The sequence below is a fragment of the Pararhizobium sp. LjRoot255 genome (assembly GCF_964252905.1).
Taxonomy (GTDB): domain Bacteria; phylum Pseudomonadota; class Alphaproteobacteria; order Rhizobiales; family Rhizobiaceae; genus Pararhizobium.
The window spans coordinates 1,238,408-1,260,239 of the sequence record NZ_CAXUPQ020000002.1 but is presented as its reverse complement, the minus strand read 5'-3'; the positions used below and the strand labels follow the sequence as shown (position 1 = coordinate 1,260,239).

General features: G+C 60.1%; 20 protein-coding genes and 1 pseudogene. 17 read left to right on the top strand and 4 right to left on the bottom strand.

Features of this window, described 5'->3' with window-relative positions:
- Position 1 precedes the first annotated feature (1 nt).
- The 4 genes from ACSQ2W_RS25035 to ACSQ2W_RS25020 all read left to right on the top strand — a co-directional run bounded on the left by ACSQ2W_RS25035 (position 2) and on the right by ACSQ2W_RS25020 (position 4,217).
- On the top strand, positions 2–1,261 hold the full coding sequence (locus tag ACSQ2W_RS25035) for an ABC transporter substrate-binding protein (RefSeq protein WP_436088811.1): 1,260 nt from the start codon (positions 2–4) through the stop codon (positions 1,259–1,261).
- A gap of 104 nt (positions 1,262–1,365) precedes the next feature.
- The gene (locus tag ACSQ2W_RS25030; protein WP_436088810.1) at positions 1,366–2,304 is read left to right on the top strand and encodes a carbohydrate ABC transporter permease; all 939 of its coding nucleotides are present in this window, start codon (positions 1,366–1,368) and stop codon (positions 2,302–2,304) included.
- Positions 2,305–2,308: 4 nt separating this feature from the next.
- Positions 2,309–3,142: a carbohydrate ABC transporter permease gene (locus ACSQ2W_RS25025; protein WP_436088809.1), complete on the top strand. Its 834-nt coding sequence runs from the start codon at positions 2,309–2,311 to the stop codon at positions 3,140–3,142.
- Between the two features lie 4 nt (positions 3,143–3,146).
- Positions 3,147–4,217: an ABC transporter ATP-binding protein gene (locus tag ACSQ2W_RS25020; RefSeq protein WP_436088808.1), complete on the top strand. Its 1,071-nt coding sequence runs from the start codon at positions 3,147–3,149 to the stop codon at positions 4,215–4,217.
- Positions 4,218–4,227: 10 nt separating this feature from the next.
- Here the strand turns inward: ACSQ2W_RS25020 and ACSQ2W_RS25015 are convergent, their stop codons facing one another.
- Together ACSQ2W_RS25015 and ACSQ2W_RS25010 are read right to left on the bottom strand one after the other, a co-directional pair.
- Positions 4,228–5,448: an adenylate/guanylate cyclase domain-containing protein gene (locus tag ACSQ2W_RS25015; protein WP_436088807.1), complete on the bottom strand. Its 1,221-nt coding sequence runs from the start codon at positions 5,446–5,448 to the stop codon at positions 4,228–4,230.
- 186 nt (positions 5,449–5,634) lie between these two features.
- Positions 5,635–6,534, bottom strand: a complete 900-nt coding sequence (locus ACSQ2W_RS25010) for a LysR family transcriptional regulator (RefSeq protein WP_436088806.1) — start codon at positions 6,532–6,534, stop codon at positions 5,635–5,637.
- Positions 6,535–6,656: 122 nt separating this feature from the next.
- On the opposite strand from ACSQ2W_RS25010, the gene ACSQ2W_RS25005 reads away from it, so the two are divergent.
- From ACSQ2W_RS25005 to ACSQ2W_RS24990, 4 genes and pseudogenes are all read left to right on the top strand, one after another.
- Positions 6,657–7,397, top strand: a complete 741-nt coding sequence (locus ACSQ2W_RS25005; protein WP_436088805.1) for an SDR family oxidoreductase — start codon at positions 6,657–6,659, stop codon at positions 7,395–7,397.
- Positions 7,398–7,443: 46 nt separating this feature from the next.
- Positions 7,444–7,710: pseudogene (locus ACSQ2W_RS25000) on the top strand (hypothetical protein); the annotation flags it as partial.
- A 281-nt stretch (positions 7,711–7,991) separates the two neighbouring features.
- On the top strand, positions 7,992–9,143 hold the full coding sequence (locus tag ACSQ2W_RS24995; protein ID WP_436088804.1) for an efflux RND transporter periplasmic adaptor subunit: 1,152 nt from the start codon (positions 7,992–7,994) through the stop codon (positions 9,141–9,143).
- A complete protein-coding gene (locus ACSQ2W_RS24990) occupies positions 9,140–12,313 on the top strand; it encodes an efflux RND transporter permease subunit (RefSeq protein WP_436088803.1) in 3,174 nt (1,057 codons plus the stop codon). Before ACSQ2W_RS24995 ends, ACSQ2W_RS24990 begins: the two co-directional genes overlap by 4 nt.
- A gap of 84 nt (positions 12,314–12,397) precedes the next feature.
- Here ACSQ2W_RS24990 and ACSQ2W_RS24985 read toward each other — a convergent pair whose 3' ends face one another.
- Both ACSQ2W_RS24985 and ACSQ2W_RS24980 read right to left on the bottom strand, forming a co-directional pair.
- Positions 12,398–12,799, bottom strand: a complete 402-nt coding sequence (locus ACSQ2W_RS24985; RefSeq protein WP_436088802.1) for a type II toxin-antitoxin system VapC family toxin — start codon at positions 12,797–12,799, stop codon at positions 12,398–12,400.
- On the bottom strand, positions 12,796–13,029 hold the full coding sequence (locus ACSQ2W_RS24980; RefSeq protein WP_436088801.1) for an AbrB/MazE/SpoVT family DNA-binding domain-containing protein: 234 nt from the start codon (positions 13,027–13,029) through the stop codon (positions 12,796–12,798). Before ACSQ2W_RS24980 ends, ACSQ2W_RS24985 begins: the two co-directional genes overlap by 4 nt.
- 708 nt (positions 13,030–13,737) lie before the next feature.
- Between ACSQ2W_RS24980 and ACSQ2W_RS24975 the strand changes: the two genes are divergently transcribed.
- From ACSQ2W_RS24975 to ACSQ2W_RS24935, 9 genes are all read left to right on the top strand, one after another.
- A complete protein-coding gene (locus tag ACSQ2W_RS24975) occupies positions 13,738–14,418 on the top strand; it encodes a DNA polymerase III subunit epsilon (protein WP_436088800.1) in 681 nt (226 codons plus the stop codon).
- A gap of 147 nt (positions 14,419–14,565) precedes the next feature.
- A complete protein-coding gene (locus ACSQ2W_RS24970) occupies positions 14,566–15,222 on the top strand; it encodes a cytidylyltransferase domain-containing protein (RefSeq protein ID WP_436088799.1) in 657 nt (218 codons plus the stop codon).
- Entirely contained in the window at positions 15,222–16,205 is a 984-nt protein-coding gene (locus ACSQ2W_RS24965; RefSeq protein WP_436088798.1) for an NAD(P)-dependent oxidoreductase, read from the top strand. Before ACSQ2W_RS24970 ends, ACSQ2W_RS24965 begins: the two co-directional genes overlap by 1 nt.
- 45 nt (positions 16,206–16,250) lie before the next feature.
- Positions 16,251–17,681 carry a hypothetical protein gene (locus tag ACSQ2W_RS24960; RefSeq protein ID WP_436088797.1) on the top strand — a complete coding sequence of 477 codons (1,431 nt, stop codon included), beginning with the start codon at positions 16,251–16,253 and terminating at the stop codon, positions 17,679–17,681.
- A gap of 100 nt (positions 17,682–17,781) precedes the next feature.
- Complete coding sequence (locus ACSQ2W_RS24955) at positions 17,782–18,738, top strand: glycosyltransferase family 2 protein (protein WP_436088796.1); 957 nt, start codon at positions 17,782–17,784, stop codon at positions 18,736–18,738.
- An 84-nt stretch (positions 18,739–18,822) separates the two neighbouring features.
- A complete protein-coding gene (locus ACSQ2W_RS24950; protein ID WP_436088795.1) occupies positions 18,823–19,644 on the top strand; it encodes a 6-hydroxymethylpterin diphosphokinase MptE-like protein in 822 nt (273 codons plus the stop codon).
- A 102-nt stretch (positions 19,645–19,746) separates the two neighbouring features.
- Positions 19,747–20,148 carry a UDP-N-acetylglucosamine--LPS N-acetylglucosamine transferase gene (locus ACSQ2W_RS24945; RefSeq protein WP_436088794.1) on the top strand — a complete coding sequence of 134 codons (402 nt, stop codon included), beginning with the start codon at positions 19,747–19,749 and terminating at the stop codon, positions 20,146–20,148.
- Entirely contained in the window at positions 20,094–20,627 is a 534-nt protein-coding gene (locus tag ACSQ2W_RS24940) for a glycosyltransferase (protein WP_436088793.1), read from the top strand. Before ACSQ2W_RS24945 ends, ACSQ2W_RS24940 begins: the two co-directional genes overlap by 55 nt.
- Before the next feature lie 62 nt (positions 20,628–20,689).
- A complete protein-coding gene (locus ACSQ2W_RS24935) occupies positions 20,690–21,796 on the top strand; it encodes a Gfo/Idh/MocA family protein (RefSeq protein ID WP_436088792.1) in 1,107 nt (368 codons plus the stop codon).
- The last annotated feature ends 36 nt before the right edge of the window (positions 21,797–21,832 follow it).

The following is a 21,832-nucleotide window of genomic DNA, read 5'->3' as shown; positions in this document are numbered from 1 at the left end:
AATGAGGAAACTGATTGCGGCGGCCCTGTTCGCCTCTCTGATGGCAGGCACGGCCCTTGCCGATACGAAGCTGAAGCTGGTGGAAGTCATCACTAGTCCGGAACGCACCGAAACGCTGAAATCGATCGTCGCCAAGTTCGAAGCCGCCAACCCCGGCACGACAGTCGAGGTTATTTCGCTGCCCTGGGGCGAAGCCTTCCAGAAGTTCGCCACCATGGTCTCTGCCGGCGAAATTCCGGACGTGATGGAAATGCCCGACACCTGGCTGTCGCTCTATGCCAACAACGGCATGCTCGAAAGCCTTGAGCCCTATCTCAAGGAATGGGAGCACACCTCCGGCCTGACGGACCGGGCGCTCGAACTCGGCCGCGACGTCAAGGACACGGCCTATATGCTGCCCTACGGCTTCTATCTGCGCGCCATGTTCTACAACAAGAAGATCCTGGCCGAAGCCGGCGTCGAAGGCCCGCCCAAGACATTGGACGAGTTCGTCGCCGCCGCCGAGAAAATCAAGAAGCTGCCGGGCAAATATGCCTATTGCATGCGCGGCGGTCCGGGCGGCCTGAACGGCTGGATGATGTTCGGCGCCACCATGGCCGGCGACAATACCTACTTCAACGAAGACGGCACGTCGAAATTCAGCGAAGAAGGCTGGGTCAAGGGCTTCACCTGGCTGATTGACCTCTACAAGAACGGCTATGCGCCGAAAGACAGCGTCAACTGGGGCTTCAACGAGATCGTCGCGGGCTTCTACACCGGCACCTGCGCCATGCTCGATCAGGACCCGGACGCGCTGATCGCCATCAGCGAGCGCATGAGCCCGGCCGACTACGGCGTCACGACCATGCCGAAGGGCCCGTCCGGCAAGACCTTCCCGACGATCGGCTATGCCGGCTGGTCGATGATGTCGGCGAGTGCCAACAAGGATCTCGCCTGGAAGCTGATCGCAACGCTCGAGGGGCCGGAAGGCAACATCGAATGGAACAAGCGCATCGGCGCCCTGCCTGCGCTCAAAGCCGCCGAGAAGGACCCCTTCTATGCCAGCGAGCAGTTCAAGGGCTGGTTCGAGGAACTGGCCGACAAGGACGCGGTTCCGACAGTAATGCCGACTTATCTGGAAGAATTCGCCTTCTTCAAAGATTCAATGGCGATCAAGACCAGCCAGGAAGCGATGCTCGGCGACATCACGCCGGAAGAGATGGCCAAGCAATGGGCTGACTACATGACCAAGGCTCAACAGAAGTATCTCGCGAGCAAATAGCCATAGGCATTGCCGCAGGCAGCAGCCTCTGGCTGCTGCCTGCGGCGCATTCCTGACTGCAACACGGCCTGCCCCGGCACGCCGCGAAACGGAAATATCCGACGATGGATACACTCGCAGCCCGCAATCGCAGCTCACGCGGGGACCAGCGGCCGCTGAAACAGCGCCTTGCCGATGCCTCCGCACCCTATCTCTACAGCGCACCGGCGCTGATCCTTATCGTCACCGTCATGCTGGTGCCGCTGGTGCTCGGGATCTCCTATGCCTTCCGCGACATCCAGTTGCTCAATCCCTTCTCCGGCGGGTTCATCGGGATAGACCACTTCAAGACGCTGTCTGAGGACCAGAACTTCTATCGTGCGCTCCGAAACACCCTGTGGTGGACCGGCTGGTCCGTCCTCTTGCAATTCGTCTTCGGCCTCATCCTCGCGCTTCTGCTCGACAAGCCGTTCTTTGGCCGCGCCATCGTGCAGGCGCTGGTCTTCCTGCCCTGGGCCGTCCCGAGCTTCCTCGCCGGCCTCAACTGGTCCTGGCTGTTTAACCCCGTCGTCGGTCCCCTGCCCCATTGGGCCCATGCACTCGGCCTGATGAGCGAGCCCACCAATATCCTGTCCGACCCGCAACTTTCCATGTGGGGGCCGATCATAGCCAATGTCTGGTGGGGCATCCCGTTCTTTGCCATCACCCTGCTTGCCGCCCTCCAGGCCATTCCGCGCGACCTCTACGAGGCAGCGAGTATCGATGGCGCGGGACCGGTGCAGCGCTTCCTCTCGATCACGCTGCCGTTCCTCGCCCCGACGATTGCCATTACCGTTCTCCTGCGCACCGTCTGGATTTCCAACTTCGCCGACCTGATCATCGTCATGACCAATGGCGGCCCGGCCGACCGAAGCCAGATCGTTGCCAGCTACATCTTCACCCAGGCCTTCAAGCGATTGGATTTCGGCTATGCCTCGGCCATCGCGCTGGTGCTGCTGGTGCTTCTGATCACCTATTCGATGCTGATCGTCGTGCTGCGGCAATGGCTCTTGAGCAAGGATTGAGATTATGACCGGCAACCGCATCCTCTCCCTGCTCGCCCATCGCCTGGCCATCCTCGCCTATGTCGCCTTCGCGCTCTTCCCGCTCTACTGGCTCTTGAAGGTTTCGGTGACGCCGAACAATCTGCTTTATTCCGAAGGCATCCGGATGTGGCCGTCTCAGACGAGCTTCGAGCATTTCGAGTTCGTGTTGAAGCACAGCGATTTCCCGGTCTTCTTCAAGAACAGCCTGATCGTCTCGGGCTCGACCGCTGTCATCGTCACGGTGCTCGCGTCGCTTGCCGGCTATGCCATGTCGCGCTTCAGTTTCCGCGGCAAATACTGGATCGTGACGCTGATGTTGCTGACGCAGATGTTTCCGCTGGTCATGCTGGTGGCGCCGATCTTCAAGATCCTCTCGCCGATGGGCCTGACCAACAGCCTGACCGGCCTCGTGATCGTCTATGCTGCCTTCAACGTCCCCTTCGCCACCTTCCTGATGCAGTCCTTCTTCGACGGCATTCCGAAAGATCTCGAAGAGGCCGCGATGATCGACGGCGCAACCCAGTTCGTCGCCTTCCGCCAGATCATCCTGCCGCTAACGCTGCCGGGCATCGCTGCGACGCTCGGGTTCGTCTTCACCGCCGCCTGGAGCGAGCTCCTGTTCTCGCTGATGCTGATCTCCGGCAACGATGCCGCCACCTTCCCGGTTGGGCTGCTGTCCTTCGTCTCGAAATTCTCGGTCGACTTCGGGCAGATGATGGCGGCCGGCGTGCTGGCGCTGATCCCCGCCTGCCTGTTCTTCCTGTTGATCCAACGTTATCTCGTGCAGGGCCTGACGGCCGGCGCCGTGAAAGGCTGATCCCATGGCATCCATCGACATCGCCCACATTAAGAAATCCTACGGCATCCATCCGGTGCTGCATGGCGTCGATCTCGAGATCAAGGACGGCGAGTTCGTCGTCCTCGTCGGCCCTTCCGGCTGCGGAAAATCAACGCTCCTGCGCATGATCGCCGGGCTGGAAGCTGTCACCGAAGGCGAAATCCGCATCGCCGGAAAACGTGTCAACGATCTCGCTCCGAAGGATCGCGACATCGCCATGGTGTTTCAATCCTACGCGCTCTATCCGCATATGAGCGTGGCGAAGAACATGAGCTACAGCCTGCGCCTGAGAAAAACGGCCAAGGACAAGATCGCTTCCGTCGTGGCCGGCGCCGCTAGCAAACTCGGCCTCGATCCACTGATGGAGCGTCGCCCCAAGGCGCTCTCCGGTGGCCAGCGCCAGCGTGTCGCCATGGGCCGCGCCATCGTGCGGCAACCAAAGGCCTTCCTGTTCGACGAGCCGCTCTCCAACCTCGACGCCCGCCTGCGCGAGCAGATGCGCGCCGAAATCAAGAAACTGCACCAGGACCTGGGCGCCACCTCGATCTACGTCACCCACGACCAGATCGAGGCGATGACGCTCGCCGACCGGATCGTCGCCATGCATGGCGGCGTCATCCAGCAGGTCGGAAGCCCGCTCGAACTCTACGACAATCCCGCCAATCTGTTCGTTGCCGGCTTCATCGGCTCGCCCGGCATGAATTTCTTCGAAGGCCGCTACATGGTAAGCGGTGAAACCGCGAACTTTGCCCTCACCGGTGGCGTCGTCCTGCCGCTCGGCAGCACCGCCAATCTCGAAGATGGCAGCCGCGCCACGCTCGGCATCCGGCCGGAACATGTGGTGCTCGGCGCAGAAGGCCCGGATGTGCTGAAGGCAACCGTCGATCTCGTCGAACCCACCGGCTTCGGCATCATCGTCCACCTGAAGCTCGGCCCTGTCGCCTTCAAGGCCTTCACGCTGGACCGCCGCTTCCTCGGCATGCACGGCGAGGTCGCCGTCCGGCTACCCGTGGCCAATCTGCATTTTTTCAATGAGGAAGGCCGGAAGGTTTAAGGAGCGGCCATTAAGCCTCGACCGTATCAAGCGGCATCAGCGTGAACAGTTCCTGCGCCCGCTTGACGCCGCGCAGAGCATAGCGGCCGATCGAGACGACCTCGGCATTGCGTGGTGGTGGCGCTGCGGCGACGAATTGCGAAGACATGATGACGCTGCGATCGACAAAGCGGCACATCGAAGCGATGCGGCTGACCTCGTTGACGGCCGGGCCGATGACGGTGAAGTCCAACCGGTCGCTGGAACCGATATTGCCGTAAAAGACGTCGCCGATATGAAGCCCGAGATAGACCTCGGTGACCGGGCGGCCCTCCGAGCGGCGCCGTTCGTTCAGACCTTTGAGTTTTTCCCGCAGAAGCTGCTCGGCAAGCAGCGCCCGGGCGCAGGCATCCTCGCGCTCCTCCGCCTTGAAGATTGCCAGCGTGCCGTCGCCGATCAGCTTGAGCACGTTGCCGCCGGCCTCATGGATCGAGGAAATGACCGCGTCGGCATAGTCGTTGAGGAAGGGAATGATCTCGTCCGGCGGTAAGTTGTCGGAAATGCGAGTGTAGTTTTGCAGGTCGGAGAACCACAATACCGCCGAGATCCGCTCCGCCTTGCCGCGCGATATGCGGCCTTCCAGCACCTGCCTCGCTGCGTCCTCGCCGAGATAGACTTCGGCAATCGTGCGCGAGATGCGGGTCAGCGAGCCCGACTTGATCGCCAGCGCCAGCACCGGCACCAGCTGCCGGAGCACAGAAAGGTCCTCGTCGCGAAAACCACCCTCGTCCATGGTCGCCCAATGCGAATAGAAACAGTCCATGTCACCGATATGGCTGTCGTTGGCGAAGCGGTGGATCATCGCGAGGAAGTCCTTGTGGCCAGCGCCAAGGAGCGTATCGAGCGGGAAAAAATCGACGGGATCACCGAGGCCGATACGACGGCGAACTTCGTTCAGATTGTTTTCGCGCAGATAGAAGAACGCGGATCGCTCCCAGTTTTCGGCCGATACGCCTTCGTTGGTCGGGCCGTATTCGAACGCTCCTTTGCTCGGCTCGCGGCTATCCCATTGGAAGGCGCGGCCCTCGTAGACGGGATGCAGGGTGTCGATCAGCGCCAGACCTCGATCGAGCCGCAGGCCGGCGGCGCGGGCGCGCTCGCAGAAGCCGTTGACGATCTCCATCTCATCGGTGCCCTTGATGCCTTGAGCCGTCAGCCAGGCGGCGATTTCGCCGATATCATGTGCGTTCATGTCGATAGTCCTGAATCTTGCGCATTTTGCACCTCTAACGCACAGGCCCGCAACCCGAAACGGAACGAAGCGCGGGTAGGGCCAAAGACATGCATCGGAAGCGTCCAGGAAACTGGACGATGAGGCTGGAGGCGCGGATGTGGGTAGCAGCAACTCGAAAGGCAACCCTGGATCCAGGATTTCTTTTTACTTTCCGTCCGGCCGCGCGGTAAATTCGCGGGAAAGCCAGTCGATGAAGACGCGCACGCGCGGAGACAGCTGGCGGCTGCGCGGATAAAGCAGGGAAACCGGCGTGCGCGTCGGCGGATTGTCCGGCAGAATGACAACCAGCGTGCCGTTCCTCAGGTCTTCCTCCAGCGCATACCGCGGTGCCTGCATGATGCCGAGCCCCAGCCGCGCCGAAGCCGCCAGCGTATCGGCGCCATTGACCGATACGACCGCCGGCAGGGAGACATTGCGGATTGTTCCCGCCACCGTGAACTCGAGCGGCAATAATCCGCCGATAGCCGTCGACCAGAAGCCGATCATCTGGTGCCCGCCGAGATCATCGAGGTTCTTCGGCATGCCGAATCGGGCGATGTATTCGGGCGAGGCGCAGGTGACTTCTTCCAGCAGCCCGACGCGGCGCGCGATCATGTCACTATCCTGCAGGTCGCCGGCGCGCAGCACGCAGTCGATCCCCTCGCGGATCAGATCGACCAACCGGTCGCCCTCGCTCATATAGAGCTGGATGCCCGGATATTCCTTGAGGAACTCTGGCAATCCCGGCAGGACGAAGTGCCGCGCCAGCCTGCCGTGCACGTCCACACGCAACAACCCCTTCGGTTTGGCGCCGGCAAAGGCCCCCTCCGCATCCTCGATATCGGAAAGGATGGTCAGGCACCGCCGGTAGTAGGCTTCGCCGTCAAGCGTCGGACTGACCTGCCGCGTCGTGCGCTGCAAAAGCCGCACGCCGAGGCGCGCTTCCAGCTGCTTCACCGCATCGGTCACTGTTGACCGGGGAAGCCCTGTGTCCTCGGCGGCAAGCGTGAAGCTGCGCCGCTCCATCACGCGAGTAAACACCCGCATTGCCTCAAATCGGTCCATGATGATTGTTCGCCCTTGCCGAATAGTGATGTCGAAGAATGGCCGATTATCCGAGGCATGGAAAGGGTCATCTTCTCCTCATCGAAACCGCGCTGCGACGCAGAACATTCAGGAGAACGAAAATGTCTAATGGCAATAACAAGGTAGCAATCGTCACCGGCGCCTCTCGCGGGATCGGCGCCGCCATCGCCCAACGTCTTGCCAAGGACGGCTTCACCGTCGTCATCAACTACTCCGGCGATGCCGCTCCGGCCGACGCACTGGCCCGAAGGATCGAAGAAAACGGCGGCCGCGCGCTTACCGCGAAGGCCGATGTCAGCGACACTGACGCCGTCCGCCGGATGTTCGACGCAGCGGAAGCCGCCTTCGGCGGCGTCGATGTCCTCATCAACAATGCCGGTGTCATGACGCTTTCGCCGCTTGCCGAAAGCTCGGACGCTTTGTTCGACCGCCAGGTCGCCATCAATCTGAAAGGCACGTTCAACACGCTGCGGGAAGCCGCAAAGCGACTGCGCGACTGCGGCACGATCGTCAATTTCTCGACCAGCGTCGTCGGTCTGAAGCTCGAAACCTACGGCGTTTACGCGGCAACGAAGGCCGCCGTCGAAACGCTGACTGCCATCCTGTCGAAGGAACTGCGCGGCCGCTCGATCACCGTCAATGCGGTCGCCCCCGGCCCGACTGCCACCGACCTCTTCCTCAACGGCAAGTCGGATGAACTGATCGCCCGCATGTCAAAGATGAACCCGCTGGAACGCCTCGGCACGCCGGAAGACATTGCCGCCTCGGTCGCCTTCCTCGTCGGCCCGGACGGCTCCTGGATCAACGGCCAGGTCCTGCGCGCCAATGGCGGCATGGTCTGAACCGAAAAACCGCCACAGCGGAACACAACCTCCCCCTCGGCCCGACGCAGCCCCTGAGCCGACCGATGCCGACCCGGCCTCCGTTGCCGCCGCCGTCGTCGATATCGTCAACAAGCCTTTCGGCACCCGGCCTTTTCGTATCCACATCGACCCGTCGCAGGATGGCGCCGAGATCGTCAACGGCGTCGCCGACCGCGTCCGAGCGGAAATGTTCCGCAACATCGGCTTGGCTGACCTGTTGAAGCCCGTCGACAACGCCCGGGCTAAGATCGCCGCAGGCAATCGCGCCGACGAAACAGAGCAAAAACCCTAAATAAACACGTGTGTCCCAACCTGATTTTTTCGGGGTGACACGATAACCGAATGCTGTAAGCTGCCCTGCAAACGACGCCGCCTGTTGGCCAGGCCAATGGGCGACATGATTAATGATTTGAAACAATTGCAGCTTTCAACTACCGCAGCTTGGTCAAACCCATGTCCAGACCGCCTCTAATACTTGACGTCCGGTAAGGCTCGGCCACCTGCGCTCTCCACGAACCGACCCGTGCGCCAGCACGGAAATGATCCGCTTCATGCGCTTCAGGGGGCTTACACATGGCACGAAACTGGCTGATCCCGGCGATATTGCTTTTTTCCACCGTTCTGTCCGCAACCTCTTCCCCAGCACAGCAACAACAGAAGCCCGCCGTCACGGTCGCCAAGCCGGTTGTCCGCGACGTCGTCGACGTCGATGAATTCATCGGCCGCTTCGAGGCTGTCGACGAAGTGACCATTCGCTCTCGGGTCGGCGGTTACCTCGATCAGGTGGATTTTACCGATGGCGCCATGGTGAAGAAAGGCGACCAGCTCTTCGTCATCGACCAGCGCCCCTTCAAGACTGCGCTGGACGTCGCCACCTCATCGCTTGAGGTTGCCAAATCCACGCTGACGTTTGCCGAATCGGAGTTCACGCGCACGGAATCGCTGGTGCAAAAAGGAACGCTCGCGGTATCCACGCTCGATGACCGCCGCCGAGAACTGCGGTCGGCGCAGGCCAATCTGCGCGGCGCGGAAGCGAGCCTCGCCAGAGCGGAACTCGATCTCGAATACACCAAGATCATCTCCCCGCTTGCCGGCCGCATCGACCGCCGGCTGATCTCCGTCGGCAACCTGGTGCAGGCCGACCAGACCGCACTGACGACGATCGTCTCGCTCGATCCCATCGACTTCTATTTCGACGTCGACGAACGCCGCCTGCTGAACTACGCTCGCGTGGCCCGTGAGCACGGCAGCGACCTGCAGGAGGGCGGCGGCTCACTCGACGTCTTTGTGACCATCGCCGATTCCACCGAGAAACCTTTCAAGGGCAAGCTCGACTTCGCCGAAAACCGCGTCGACCGGGAGACCGGCACGATGCGGGTGCGCGCCCGGTTCGACAATCCGGAATTCGTGCTGCAGCCGGGCCTTTTCGGCCGCGTCGAGGTGAGCGCGTCCAACACCTACAAGGGCATCCTCGTTCCGGACGATGCGATCGGCTCCGACCAGGATCAGCGGGTCGTCTACGTCGTCGCCGAGGACGGCAGCTTCACGACGAAGCCGGTGCGGCTTGGCCCGAGGCTCTACGGCTACCGCGTCATTCGCGAGGGCATGACCGGTGACGAGACCATCGTCGTCAACGGCCTGACGCGGCTGAGGCCCGGTGTCGTCGTCGATCCAAAAATGATCACGCTGCCGCCCGAAGTCGCCTCGACGGAGAACGGCCAATGAAGTTTGCCCATTTCTTCGTGGACAGGCCGATTTTCGCGTCGGTGCTGTCTATCGTCCTCCTGATCGTCGGCGGCATCGCCTATTTCCAGCTGCCGGTTGCCCAGTATCCGGAAATAGCCCCACCGACCATCGTCATCCGAACGGCCTATCCGGGGGCCGATGCCGAGACGATCGCCAACACGGTCTCAACCCCGCTCGAGCAGGAAATCAACGGCGTCGAGGACATGCTCTATATGTCCTCCTATTCGACCGCCGACGGTTCGATGGCGCTGACGGTCACCTTCAAGCTCGGCACCGACCTCGACAAGGCGCAGGTGCTGGTCCAGAACCGTGTCTCGATCGCAGAACCAAGGCTGCCGGAAGAGGTTCGCCGCATCGGCGTCACCACGGCGAAGAGCTCGCCCGACCTGATGATGGTCGTGCATCTTCTATCGCCGAACGACCGCTACGACCAGCTCTATGTCTCCAACTATGCCCGCACGCGCGCCCGCGACCTCCTGGTGCGCCTCGACGGCGTCGGCGACGTCATCCTGTTCGGCGAACGCGAATTTGCCCTGCGCATCTGGCTCGATCCGGAAAAGCTCGCCTCCTACGGCATGACCTCCGGCGACGTCGTGCAGGCGCTGCGCGACCAGAATGTTCAGGTCTCCGGCGGTTCGATCGGCGGGCCGCCAACGGCCGGCACCAATGCCTTCCAGTATACGGTGACCACCGAGGGCCGTTTCAGCGACGCCCGCCAGTTCCGCTATGTCATCGTCAAGGCGACGGAAAGCGGTCGTCTCGTGCAGCTGCAGGATGTTGCCCGTATCGAACTCGGCGCCAAGGATTACGTCACCAACAGCTACCTGAACGGCAAGGCCGCCGTCGCCATGGGCATCTTCTCGCGACCGGGCACAAACGCGCTCGACGCTGCCGATCAAATCAAGGCGACGATGGAAAAGCTGTCCAAGGATTTCCCGCCGGGCCTCGAATACACCATCGTCTACAACCCGACGGAATTCATCTCGGAATCGATCAACGAGGTCTACAAGACCATTCTCGAGGCCGCCATTCTCGTTGCCATCGTGGTGCTCGTCTTCCTGCAGTCCTGGCGGACGGCACTGATCCCGATCATAGCCATTCCTGTGTCCCTGATCGGTACTTTCGCGCTGCTGTTGGCCTTCGGTTTCTCGCTTAACATGCTGACGCTGTTCGGCCTGGTTCTGGCGATCGGCATCGTCGTCGACGACGCGATCGTCGTCGTCGAAAACGTGGAGCGCAACCTGGCCAAAGGCATGACGCCCAAACAGGCAGCACATGTGACGATGGACGAGGTCGGCACCGCCGTTATCGCAATCTCGCTCGTTTTGATCGCCGTCTTCGTGCCGACGGCCTTTATTCCGGGCATTTCCGGGCAGTTTTACCTGCAGTTCGCTGTCACCATTTCGGTGGCGACCGCGATCTCGGCACTCAACTCGCTGACGCTCTCGCCGGCACTCGCGGCACTGATCCTGCGTCCGCATCGGGAACATCACGAAACACGCAACCCGTTCACGCGCCTCGGCCGCGGCCTTGCCAACGGCTTCAACACCGGTTTTGACCGGATGACCCACGGATATTCCTGGGCCGTCCGCCATCTTGTCTCGACAAAGATTGCGCTCGGCGCCAGCCTGATCGTCTTTTTCGGATTGCTGGCGGGCACCTGGTACATGGCGCAGATCGTACCGCGCGGCTTCGTGCCGACGATGGATCAGGGTTATGCGATCGTCGTCGTGCAACTGCCCGACGGCGCCTCGCTTGCCCGCACGGACGCGGTGGTAAAGAAGGCGACCGAGATGATCCGCAAGGTTCCGGGCATCAAGGATGCGGTTTCATTTGCCGGTTTCAACGGCGCAACCTTCACCAACGCCTCGAATTCCGGCGTCATCTTCACACCCTTCGCGTCCTTTGAGGAACGCCTGAAGCATGGGCAGAGCGCCGACCAGATCATCGGCCAGCTCTACGGCACGATGCAGGCGATCCAGGAGGCCTTCATCATTGCCGTTCCGCCGCCGTCGATCCGCGGCATCGGCAATTCCGGCGGCTTCAAGATGCAGATCGTCGATCGCGAAAGCTCCGACATGCGCCGCGCGCTCGGGCTGGCCTATCAGATGATGGGGGCCGCCAACCAGACAGAAGGGCTGACGGGCGTTTTCACCACCTTCTCCGCCTCCAGCCCGCAATATTTCCTGGCGGTCGACCGCGACAAGGCGCGGGCTCTGAACGTGCCGATCCCCAACATCTTCGAGACGCTGTCAATCAATCTCGGCACCTCCTATGTCAACGATTTCAATGCCTTCGGCCGCGTCTATCAGGTGCGAGCCCAGGCAGACCAGCAATACCGGCTGGAACGGGAGAATATCCTCGCGCTCAAGGTCCGCTCCGCCACCGGTGCGCTCGTGCCGCTCGGAACCCTGGTCGACATCAGGGACACCACCGGTCCGGCGCTGGTCCAGCGCTACAACATGTATGTCTCCGTGCCGCTCCAAGGCAACCCTGCTCCTGGCGTATCGACCGGCACCGCGCTCGACAGGATGGAGGCGCTGGCAGCCCAGATCCTGCCGTCAGGCACTGCCTTCGAATGGACGGACCTTGCCTTCCAGGAACGCAACACCGGCAATACGGCGATCTTCATTTTCGCGCTGTCGGTGATCTTCGTGTTTCTGGCGCTGTCGGCCCAGTATGAAAGCTGGATCCTGCCGCTGGCAATCATCCTCGTCGTGCCGATGGCCGTACTCGCCGCCCTTGCCGGGGTGCATCTCAGGGGCCTGGACAACAATATCCTGACGCAGATCGGGCTGATCGTCCTTATCGGCCTTGCGGCGAAGAATGCGATCCTGATCGTCGAATTTGCGCGGCAAGCGCAGGACGACGGAATGAGCCCGGTCAATGCGGCGATCGAAGCCAGCCGGCTGCGGCTGCGGCCAATTCTGATGACAGCCTTTGCCTTCATCCTCGGCGTCGTGCCGCTGATGATCGCCACAGGCCCGGGAGCAGAAATGCGCCAGTCGCTCGGCACCGCCGTCTTCTCCGGCATGCTCGGCGTCACCATCCTCGGCCTGTTCCTGACCCCGGTCTTCTACGTCGCGCTGCGGTCTTTCCGCTACAAGCCGAAAGAGAAGCCCGTCGCGCCGGAAGCCGGCATGATCTGATGGGCATCGGGGGACCTTTCAGACACGGCCGACCGCGACGGAGGGTGGGGGTGACCAGTTGCCATCACGCCACCCCGAGCAGCGCTAACGAGGCGCAACCAGCTTCGTGGTCGGAAAATAGGTTCGATAGCGCGCCGTATCGCGTGTCAAAAGATCCAGCTGATCGACGGCGGCATGCGCGCCTATGAAGAAATCCGGCAGCACGCCGGCGCGCGGCCCGCCCGCCTTTCGGTATTTCTGAAATACCTTGCCGGCCAGGAAAAGCGCTGATCGCGGCATGGCCACCAGATCGAGGCCAGCCTCGACGAGAAAAGCCTCAAGCCGCTCGATGCGTTCGTAGCGCACGGCAAGCTCCGCATAGACGACGTCGTTGATGAGAATCGGGCCGCGCAATGCGGCCGCTTCGAGCTGCTCGATCGACCAGTCCGCCCAGTTCGGATCGTCCGTCACCAGGTCGAGCAGGACGTTCGTGTCAACGAGGGTCACTCGTCACCGCGCGTCAGCGCCATGATGGCGTCGGTGCTCAGTCCCTTTCCGGCATGGCCGCGCAGCTTGCTGAAACGGCTTGCCGGCCGTTTTTCATCCGCCCGCGTCAAGACCACGGCGCCATCCGCTGCCCGATGAAAATCGACGCGTGTACCCGGCACGATGCCGAGGAAGTCGCGCACCGGTTTGGGAATAGTCACCTGCCCTTTCGTCGTCACTGTCGCGCTCATCATCTACCTCGGTAAGGATTGCTGAAAACAAGGTATTACATCGGGCAGGCGATTTCAAGAAGCTGGCAGCTCTGTCATTCTCGCTCTATCCTCGCCGACCCGGAAGTTTGGCGAGATGCCAAGGAGGCAAAAAACATTCCCGCTGACCCCGTCCATCCCCGCCCTGAACCCGTGCCATGACCGTTGCGTTCCGACATCGGCTACCCCGCGAGGCGTCGCGGCGAGGCGGAACCGGTGCCGGGTGCGGGAGGGACGTGAGCCTTCATCCGGTGGGCTGACAGAAAATGGTTTCCCTCTCGCTTGAAAAACAGCGAGGCGTGCCCGTGGGGCACACAGGAGACGATCGGTAAGGACGGCAACGTCCTTCGTGGCGCGGAGAGCCCCAAGAACAGCAAGGACCCCGCGAATACGATCTCCGGAAGGGCGTCGTCTCGCAGAGAAACCGGAGTTGCCAGTCGACGAACACGCAAACGGGGCGCTGGAAGGCGTCATATACAATTACCTTCGTCTCGGCTCCCTTCAGCGCCCGGCCAAGTAAAATGACAGGCAAAAACCACGGCGGAATTTTCCGCGCGTGGCTATCGGGCGTGGCAGCGGCGGCCCCTCTGCAGACCGCGTGGAAACGCGCGGGCAATAACCGATCCCAATGCTCTCTCTTGACAACGCTGCACTGCACAATTTATATATTTGCAAGACAGATTTTAGTTGATGTTTTTTTTAGTTTATCGCTATTGGTGTAAATTGACTTATACAGAAGTAGGCCGAATGACTGGTCCTTTGGTGTTTATAGTCACCGACATAGAATCGAACGGCCCTGATCCGGGGCCTCACTCAATGTTAAGTTTAGCCTCCGTTGCTGTGACACAGGATGGAGTAATATTAGACGATTTTTCTGTAAACTTGATGGAGTTGCCCGGAGCTAAACCGGATCCTGCGACAATGGAGTGGTGGAGGGGGCATTCTGAGGCATATGCGGCTGCAACTGCCGCGCCGGACAGTCCTCACAATGCAATGGCATCGTGGGTTCGTTGGGTTCAGTCGCGGAATGTCACGTCTATATTCGCCGCACACCCGCTGTCTTTCGATGGGGCCTGGATGGATTGGTACCTCCAGTATTGTGGAATGGGCCGTTTGTTTGATCGGCCACGCCAGCCAGGCATAACCTTCGGAGCCGGTCTCGATATTGTTTCTTTGTTTATGGGGCGGACTGGTTTCGCCTATGACCGCTGTAAGCGCGAGAATTATAGTCCAGAATGGCTTGGTGGTAATATTCATGACCACTCAGCTTTGTCGGATGCTCGCGGTTATGCGCATCTACTAAGCCGTCTTCTACGTGGTTTCTCTAATTTTTCCGTCGATAGTCCGATGGTTGAGCTTAATAGTAAATAATAGCCGTTGTGCAGCAGGATGAGATGGCGACATCTCTTCCACATCAAATTTATAGCTTGAATGTAATAATGGGCTGACCGGCGAACAGCGACGGAAGGCGATTTTGAGAACTGGGGAACTGACTTGAGCCACAATATTGTTGCGCTGATGCCGATGCGTCATTCATCGGAACGGGTTAAGGGGAAAAACTACCGCGCTTTCGGTGACGGGCGGCCATTGTTCCAGCATATGCTTGACGCACTGGTGTCTTCTGATCGCATCGACAAGGTCGTGATTGATACGGATTCCCCCGTCGTAACTGAGCTTTGCCAGAAACATTACCCTGACGTCATGCTGATTGAACGGCCGGAGCACTTGCGTGACGGCACCACACCCATGAACAATGTTCTCCTGCACGATATCAGCATGGTCGATAGCCGGTTCTATCTCCAGACGCACTCGACCAATCCGCTGATGACCGTCAAGACGCTCAACAGTGCGATCGATACATTCCTGGCAAGATATCCGATCCACGATTCGTTGTTTTCCGTTACGAGAATGCAGACCCGCCTGTGGGATCAGCTTGCTCGCCCGGTGAATCACAACCAAGCTATGCTGCTAAGAACGCAGGACTTGCCGCCGATCTACAACGAGAACTCTTGCCTCTACATCTTCGAAAAGGCAACGCTGCAGGAGCGCCAGAACCGCATTGGTCATCGCCCTTACATGTTCGAGATGGAACCTTTCGAGGCTCAGGACATCGACGAGGAGATCAATTTCCAGGTGGCGGAAGCCATTTTCCACGCAACGCGGGGGAAACTGTGATGGGCGAGCTTCAAGTGCTGGTAACCTGCGGCCATCTCAACCGACATATCAAACTCTACGAACCCCGGCTCCACTCCCACGGCGTGAAGACATGGGTGCCGGAACTGAAAGGCCAGCAGTTCACCGCAGTCGAAATGCTGGAAATGATACCGTATGCCGACATCGCCATTGCTGGCGACGATCCGCTGGACGCGGAAATCCTCACGGCCGGAAAGGCTGGCCGCCTCAAGGGGCTGGTCCGTTGGGGCATCGGGACCGATAATGTCGATAAGCCTGCCGCGACGCGCCTCGGGCTGCCGGTCTATAACACGCCCGGCATGTTCAACAACGAGGTGGCAGATCTTGCGCTCGGCCATGTCCTGAACTTGTCCAGACACATCCACAAGATGGATCGGGACGTTCGGCAGGGTAAATGGACACGGTACGAGGGCGGGTCGCTGAGCGGCAAGACGGTGGGAATCGTCGGCCTCGGCGGCATTGGCCGAGAAACCGCGCGGCGCTGCGCCGCCTTCGGCATGCGCGTGATCGGCTCCGACGTGGTGTCCATCGGCGCAGCCTCGCTTGATGCCGTCGGCGCCCGGCAGGTGCCGTTCGATGTCGTCGTCCGTGAGAGCGACATCATCATCCTTGCCTGCGCGCTAACTCCCGAAAACGTCCACCTTCTGAACGCCGATGTCTTCAGCCGCATGAAGCGCGGCGTGGTCGTGGTTAATGTGGCGCGGGGCGCGATTATCGACGAAACGGCCTTGATCGGAGCGCTTGCCGCCGGTCATGTCGCGGCGGCGGGATTGGACGTCTTCGAGGTCGAGCCGCTGCCCTCCGAAAGCCCGCTGCGCCAGTTCGACAATTGCCTTTTCGGCACCCATTCCGGGTCGAGCACCCTTGAGGCGATCCAGAGGACAAATCAGAAGAGCATCGAAATCGCTTTGGCCATGCTGGGCGTGAACTCCGACATTCTGGCGACGTGCAATCGTGTTGCTTAATCCGACCAAAACGGGACGTAGACGCTTGGAACGAGGCGACGGCTCATGAAAATGATACGAAAGGCATTGGCTTCGCCTGGATTGATGCTTGCCTTTTCCAGTGTCGCCCGCTCCTTCGGCTTCGTATTTCCTGTCCCACTTTTCTACATCTACGGCTCGGCCGCCGAAAGCACCTTATGGTTGGCGATCGGGTCGATCGTTTCCTTGCAGAACCTGTTCTTTCTCGGGCTCCCGCAAGTTCTTGTCAGAACCCTGTCGACTGCCGACGTCGCACGCGACAAAGCGCCTGAAGCCGGCGCGCTCGCCGCGCGCGAGCAGGCGCTTCAGGATGCCTGCCAGTTCATCCGGCTGATCTTCTCCGGCGTGTCGCTGTTGCAGTTTATCGGCCTTGCAACGCTCGGCACCTGGGTTCTGCTTAGGCCGTTCGGGCAGCTCGCCAATCCCGCCGATGGAATTGCCGCCTGGGTGGTCATTGTCCTGTTCTCACCGGCGCGGGTGTTCACGCTTCGGCAGCTGACCTTTCTCAACGGCATGGGCGACCTCGCCACGCCGCGGCTGGTCGATGCGCTCGCCTGGAGCCTGGGCGGAACGTCCGCCGCCCTCGCTCTGTGGCTGTCGGGCTCAATGCTTGTGATGACCCTCGCTGTCTGCCTTCCGAGTCTGGTCGCCATCCCCATCTTGCGGTCGCGCGCCGCCCATCATGGCTGGAACCGCTTTACAGCGCGTTTCGAATGGCAGCGCGTCCGCTCGATCGCCGTGGAAATCTGGCGCCCGACCTGGCGCAGCGGTCTCGGCACGTTGCTGAGCACCGGCGCCCGGCAGGGCACTGGTCTGCTGTTCATTCAGGTCGGCAGCCCGGCGGCGGCCTCCGCCTATCTTCTCGCCCAGAATGTCATCACCGTGTGCATGATCTTGAGTGCCGCTCCTGTCCAGGCAAAGCTGCATCTGATGACGCGAGCCTATGTTAAGGGAGAGCGACAGCTCCAAGCGACGCTCCTGCGTTCGACGATCGCGGAATCCCTGTGGGTGGCATCATCATTGTGCGTGACGGTCGGCCTCGGCTTCATCCCCGCCCTTTTCCTGCTCGGCGAAAGTGCCGCTTTCGTCTCGCCCCAAATGTGGGCCGCGATGAGCATGGCGCTGCTTCTTCAGCGATATGGCGCGGTGCACTTGCAAAGCTACTCCGTCAGCAATCACATCATCTGGCATTGGCTGGACGGCACCACGGGGATGGTCAATGTCTGCTTTTCCATGATCTTTCTTCCGTCGCTCGGCCTCTGGGCGATCGTCCTTGGAAATCTGGTCAGCATAGCCTTTTTCTACTGCTGGATACCGGCGGTCTACTCCCACCGGCTGCTGTGCATGACGTGGCCCAAGGACGATGCTGCGGCGTGGTGGCGCCCGGCTGCCTTCAGCCTCGTTAGCCTCTGTGTTTGCATCTGGGTCATTCCAATAGCCGTTTCGATGCCACCGTGAGGATGGCCATCGGAATTTCCCCTTTGTCTCAGCGTACCAAGCACCATCGTCTATTTTTCACTTTGAGATCGTCTATTTTTTCAATTTGAGGTTGTCTGAAATGCCCCGGATTTCGATCATCATCCGCAGTTACAACGAAAGTGCGCATATTCAGAAGTTGCTGACGGGCATCGCGTCGCAGTCGGTGAAGGACGTCGAAGTCATTCTCGTGGACTCCGGATCAACGGACCGGACCGTGCCGATCGCGGAAAGCAACGGCGTCAGGATTGTGCATATCGCCAAGGAGGAGTTCTCCTTCGGCCGTGCGCTGAACAGGGGCTGCGCGGTTGCTACCGGCGATGTTCTGGTGTTTGCCAGCGCCCATGTGTATCCGTTGCGCACGGACTGGCTCGAAAAGCTGGTCCAGCCCTTCGACGATGCGGACATCACGCTGGCCTATGGCCGGCAGGTCGGAAACAGCGTGACGAAGTTTTCCGAGCATCAGGTCTTCGCCTCCTGGTTTCCGGAGGTTTCTGTCCGGCGGCAGAACAACAGTTTCTGCAACAACGCCAATTGCGCGATCCGGCGCAGCGCCTGGGAAGGCCAGCCTTACGACGAGGTGCTGACGGGCCTTGAGGATCTTGCCTGGGCGAAAAACATGCGGCAGCGCGGCGGACAGATTTCCTATGTCGCCGACGCCACGATCGTCCACGTGCACAACGAAACATGGAACCGCGTGCGCAGCCGCTATCAACGCGAAGCGATCGCGCTCAGCCAGATCGAGCCCAGCATTCGCTTTGGCTTCAACGACTTCGTCTCCCTGACGACGGCGAATATCTTGCACGACTTGGTGGCCGCGCGACGTCATGGAAAAATGGTCGATGAACTGGCGTCCGTCATCCTCTTCCGTTTCAATCAATTTTGGGGAACATGGAAAGGGTATCGCTCGCACGGCGACCTCGACGCCGCGCTGCGCAGCAAATTCTACTATCCAAAAACAGACGTGCGGACCAAGGCGCCGCTGGAGACCGGTAAGCCCCGGGTAGACGGCCGGACGATCCAATACGACCATCCATAATCCGGACGTAACGGGCACCCTAAGCTTAAAGGTGTGCCCGCTCTTTTATACGATTGAATTTTAACGACTTCAGGATGTTTTCAAATGGCTGACCGTCACTTTTCCCTGCGCGAACTGACACCGAAACGAATTGTCGCTGCGGCGTGGAGGCGCGTTGTCGATCAAAAGGAGGGGGTGGCCTGGAGATACGGAAGCGGAAAAATCAGCCGGGAAATGAACGTAGCGTTCAAAGACATCCATAGAGGCCAGAGGTGCATTATCATCTGCAACGGGCCGTCGATCAACAAGACGAACATGGATCTCGTCAAGAGCGAATATTCGTTTTGCATGAACCGCTCCTATTTGATGTTCGAAAGCTGGGGTTTCACGCCGAGCTTCTTCGTGGGATCGGCCATGCATGTCCTGCGGCAGTTCAAGACGGACATCCTCGCGCTGCCCATGCCCAAGTTCGTGGACTTCAAGTTCCGCAAGCTCTATCCCGTGGAAAAGGACTGCTACTATCTGCGGCTGCCGCCGGCATCGGACAACGTCTTTGTCGGCGACATCACCCTCCCCATGCGCGTCGGTGGCACGGTCACCTATTCGGCACTGCAACTGGCCTACTACATGGGCTTTGAAACCGTCATCATCATAGGCATGGACCACCGCTTCTCGCAGCAGGGCGTTCCCTCGACATCTGAGGTGCGCAAGCAGGAAATCGACAAGGACCACATGCACCCCAATTATTTCCCCAAGGGCGTGAAGTGGGAGCTTCCGGATCTGGTCCGTTCCGAGATGGCCTATGCACAGGCAAGGGCAGCCTATGAAAAGGCGGGGCGCCGCATCATCGATGCGACGGTAGATGGCGCCTGCACCATTTTCGAGAAGGCAACGCTCGAAAACGCGCTTCGCAATGACGTTCTGTGACGGCGGACATGCGGTGAAACGCACACTTTGTACTTCAGGCGATTGGTGGAAAAGATGACACGGGTCCTGGCAATATGTTCGGGTGGGGGACATTGGGTCGAGATGCGCCGCATTATGCCGGCGTTCGACGGCCTTAAGGTTTCGTATGCAAGCGTCTACCCTGAATATGCCGAGGAAATACCCGGCGAGCGCTATTACGTGTTTCAGGATTTCAGCCGGTTCAGAAAGATCGCGAGCATCAAGGCCGGTTTCCAGTTGCTGAAAATCGTTCTGACCGTCCGGCCGGATGTCGTGATCACCACAGGCTCTGCGCCGGCGCTTCTGGCCCTCATCCTCTCCAAGACCCTCCTGCAGTCGAAAACGATCTGGATCGACAGCATCGCCAACTGCGACCGCCTTTCGACATCCGGCTCCCTGGCGAAGTACGTCGCCGACATCTGGCTGACGCAATGGGAACATCTGGCGACCGACAAGGGGCCGGCCTGGTGGGGAGCCGTGCTATGATTTTTGTTACTGTTGGCTCGATGCTTCCGTTCGACCGCTTGATCCGCACGATGGATGCCTGGTCCGCGCGCCATCCGGAGGTCGAGGTCCACGCCCAGATCGGCGAAGGCGCTTTCGCCCCCCGTCACATGAAGTGGGACCGGATGCTCACCGGAACGCAGTTCAAGGCGATGGTCGCGGCAAGCGAGCTGATCGTTGCACATGCGGGGACCGGCAGCGTCTTCACCGCACTCGAAGCCCGCAAGCCGATTTTGTTGGTTCCGCGCTACGCGTCGCTCAAGGAGCACACAACCGATCACCAGCTTCACACGGCAAATTGGCTGCGCAGCATCAGCGCGATCGCCATTGCGGAACTGAATGACAATATCGACCAAAAGATTGAGGAGACCAGGCTGCGGCAGGGCAATGCCGAAACATTTTCAAGTGCTGCCCCATCGTCTTTCCTGGAAAAAATCCGACAAGCCATATCCGTAAAGTAAAACACGCATTCTTTAACAAAAAATACATTCCGGCCCCTGGCCGACTATTCATGGAGATTTCAATGATACGTATAGCGCTGATTGGCCTTGGCAAAATGGGGATTTCACATCTTGCTATCATCCGTTCGCATCCGGATGTTGAACTTGTCGCCGTGTGCGATACGACCGGTTACGTGGTCAATACCTTGAGCAAGTACACCGGCGTCAAGACCTATTCGGACTATAATACCATGCTGGCCAAGGAAGAGCTCGACGCAGTCGTCGTCGCGACGCCGTCGCGTTTCCACGCCGAAATCGTCCGAGCTGCGCTGAAGAAAAATCTGCACATCTTCTGCGAAAAGCCGTTCTGCCTGGATCTTGAGGAGGCAAAGCAGCTCGCCCGCGAGGCCGCCGAAAATGGTCTGGTCAATCAGGTCGGCTATCACTACCGCTTCGTCGCCGCCTTCAAGGAGGCCAGGCGCCTACTGCAAGACGGCGTGCTCGGCCAAATCCACCACGTCCGCGCGGAAGCCTACGGCCCGGTGGTCCTCCGCGCCAAAGGCAGTACATGGCGCACCAACCGCACCGAAGGCGGCGGATGCCTGTTCGACTATGCCTCCCATGCGATCGACCTGATGAACTTCCTGGTCGGCCCGCCGACCGATGTTTCCGGCGCCGTCCTCAGCAAGATATTCTCCGAGGATGTCGATGATGAAGTCTACGGCACATTTCACTATCCGGGCGGCATGAGCGGCCAGCTCGTCGCAAACTGGAGCGACGACAGCTTCCGCAAGATGTCCATGAAGGTGAGCATCTGGGGTACCAAGGGGCGCATTCAGGCCGACCGACAGGAAGTGCAGATCTATTACCGGGGCGACGACGCGGAGAAATACGGCCTGAAGAAGGGCTGGAACGTCAAGTACACGACTGAGATGACGGAGGAGGTCTGGTACTATCTGCGCGGCGAGGAATATTCCTCGCAGATGGATTATTTCTTTAAGCAGATTTCCGAAGGCTTTAGAGATCCAGCATTCTCGTTCTCCTCCGCTCTTGAGACGGATATCGTCATCTCCAGGATTCAGAGTGCCGCAAGCGACACGGCCACTGGGGACATTCGTTTTTCTCCGCCCACGACGACAGTCCGCCAGAAGGGCGGCGCGCTTCAGCGCATCCTGGCCAAGCTGGCCTGATCCGTTCATCCTGACACACGTTTTTTAAGGTATTCA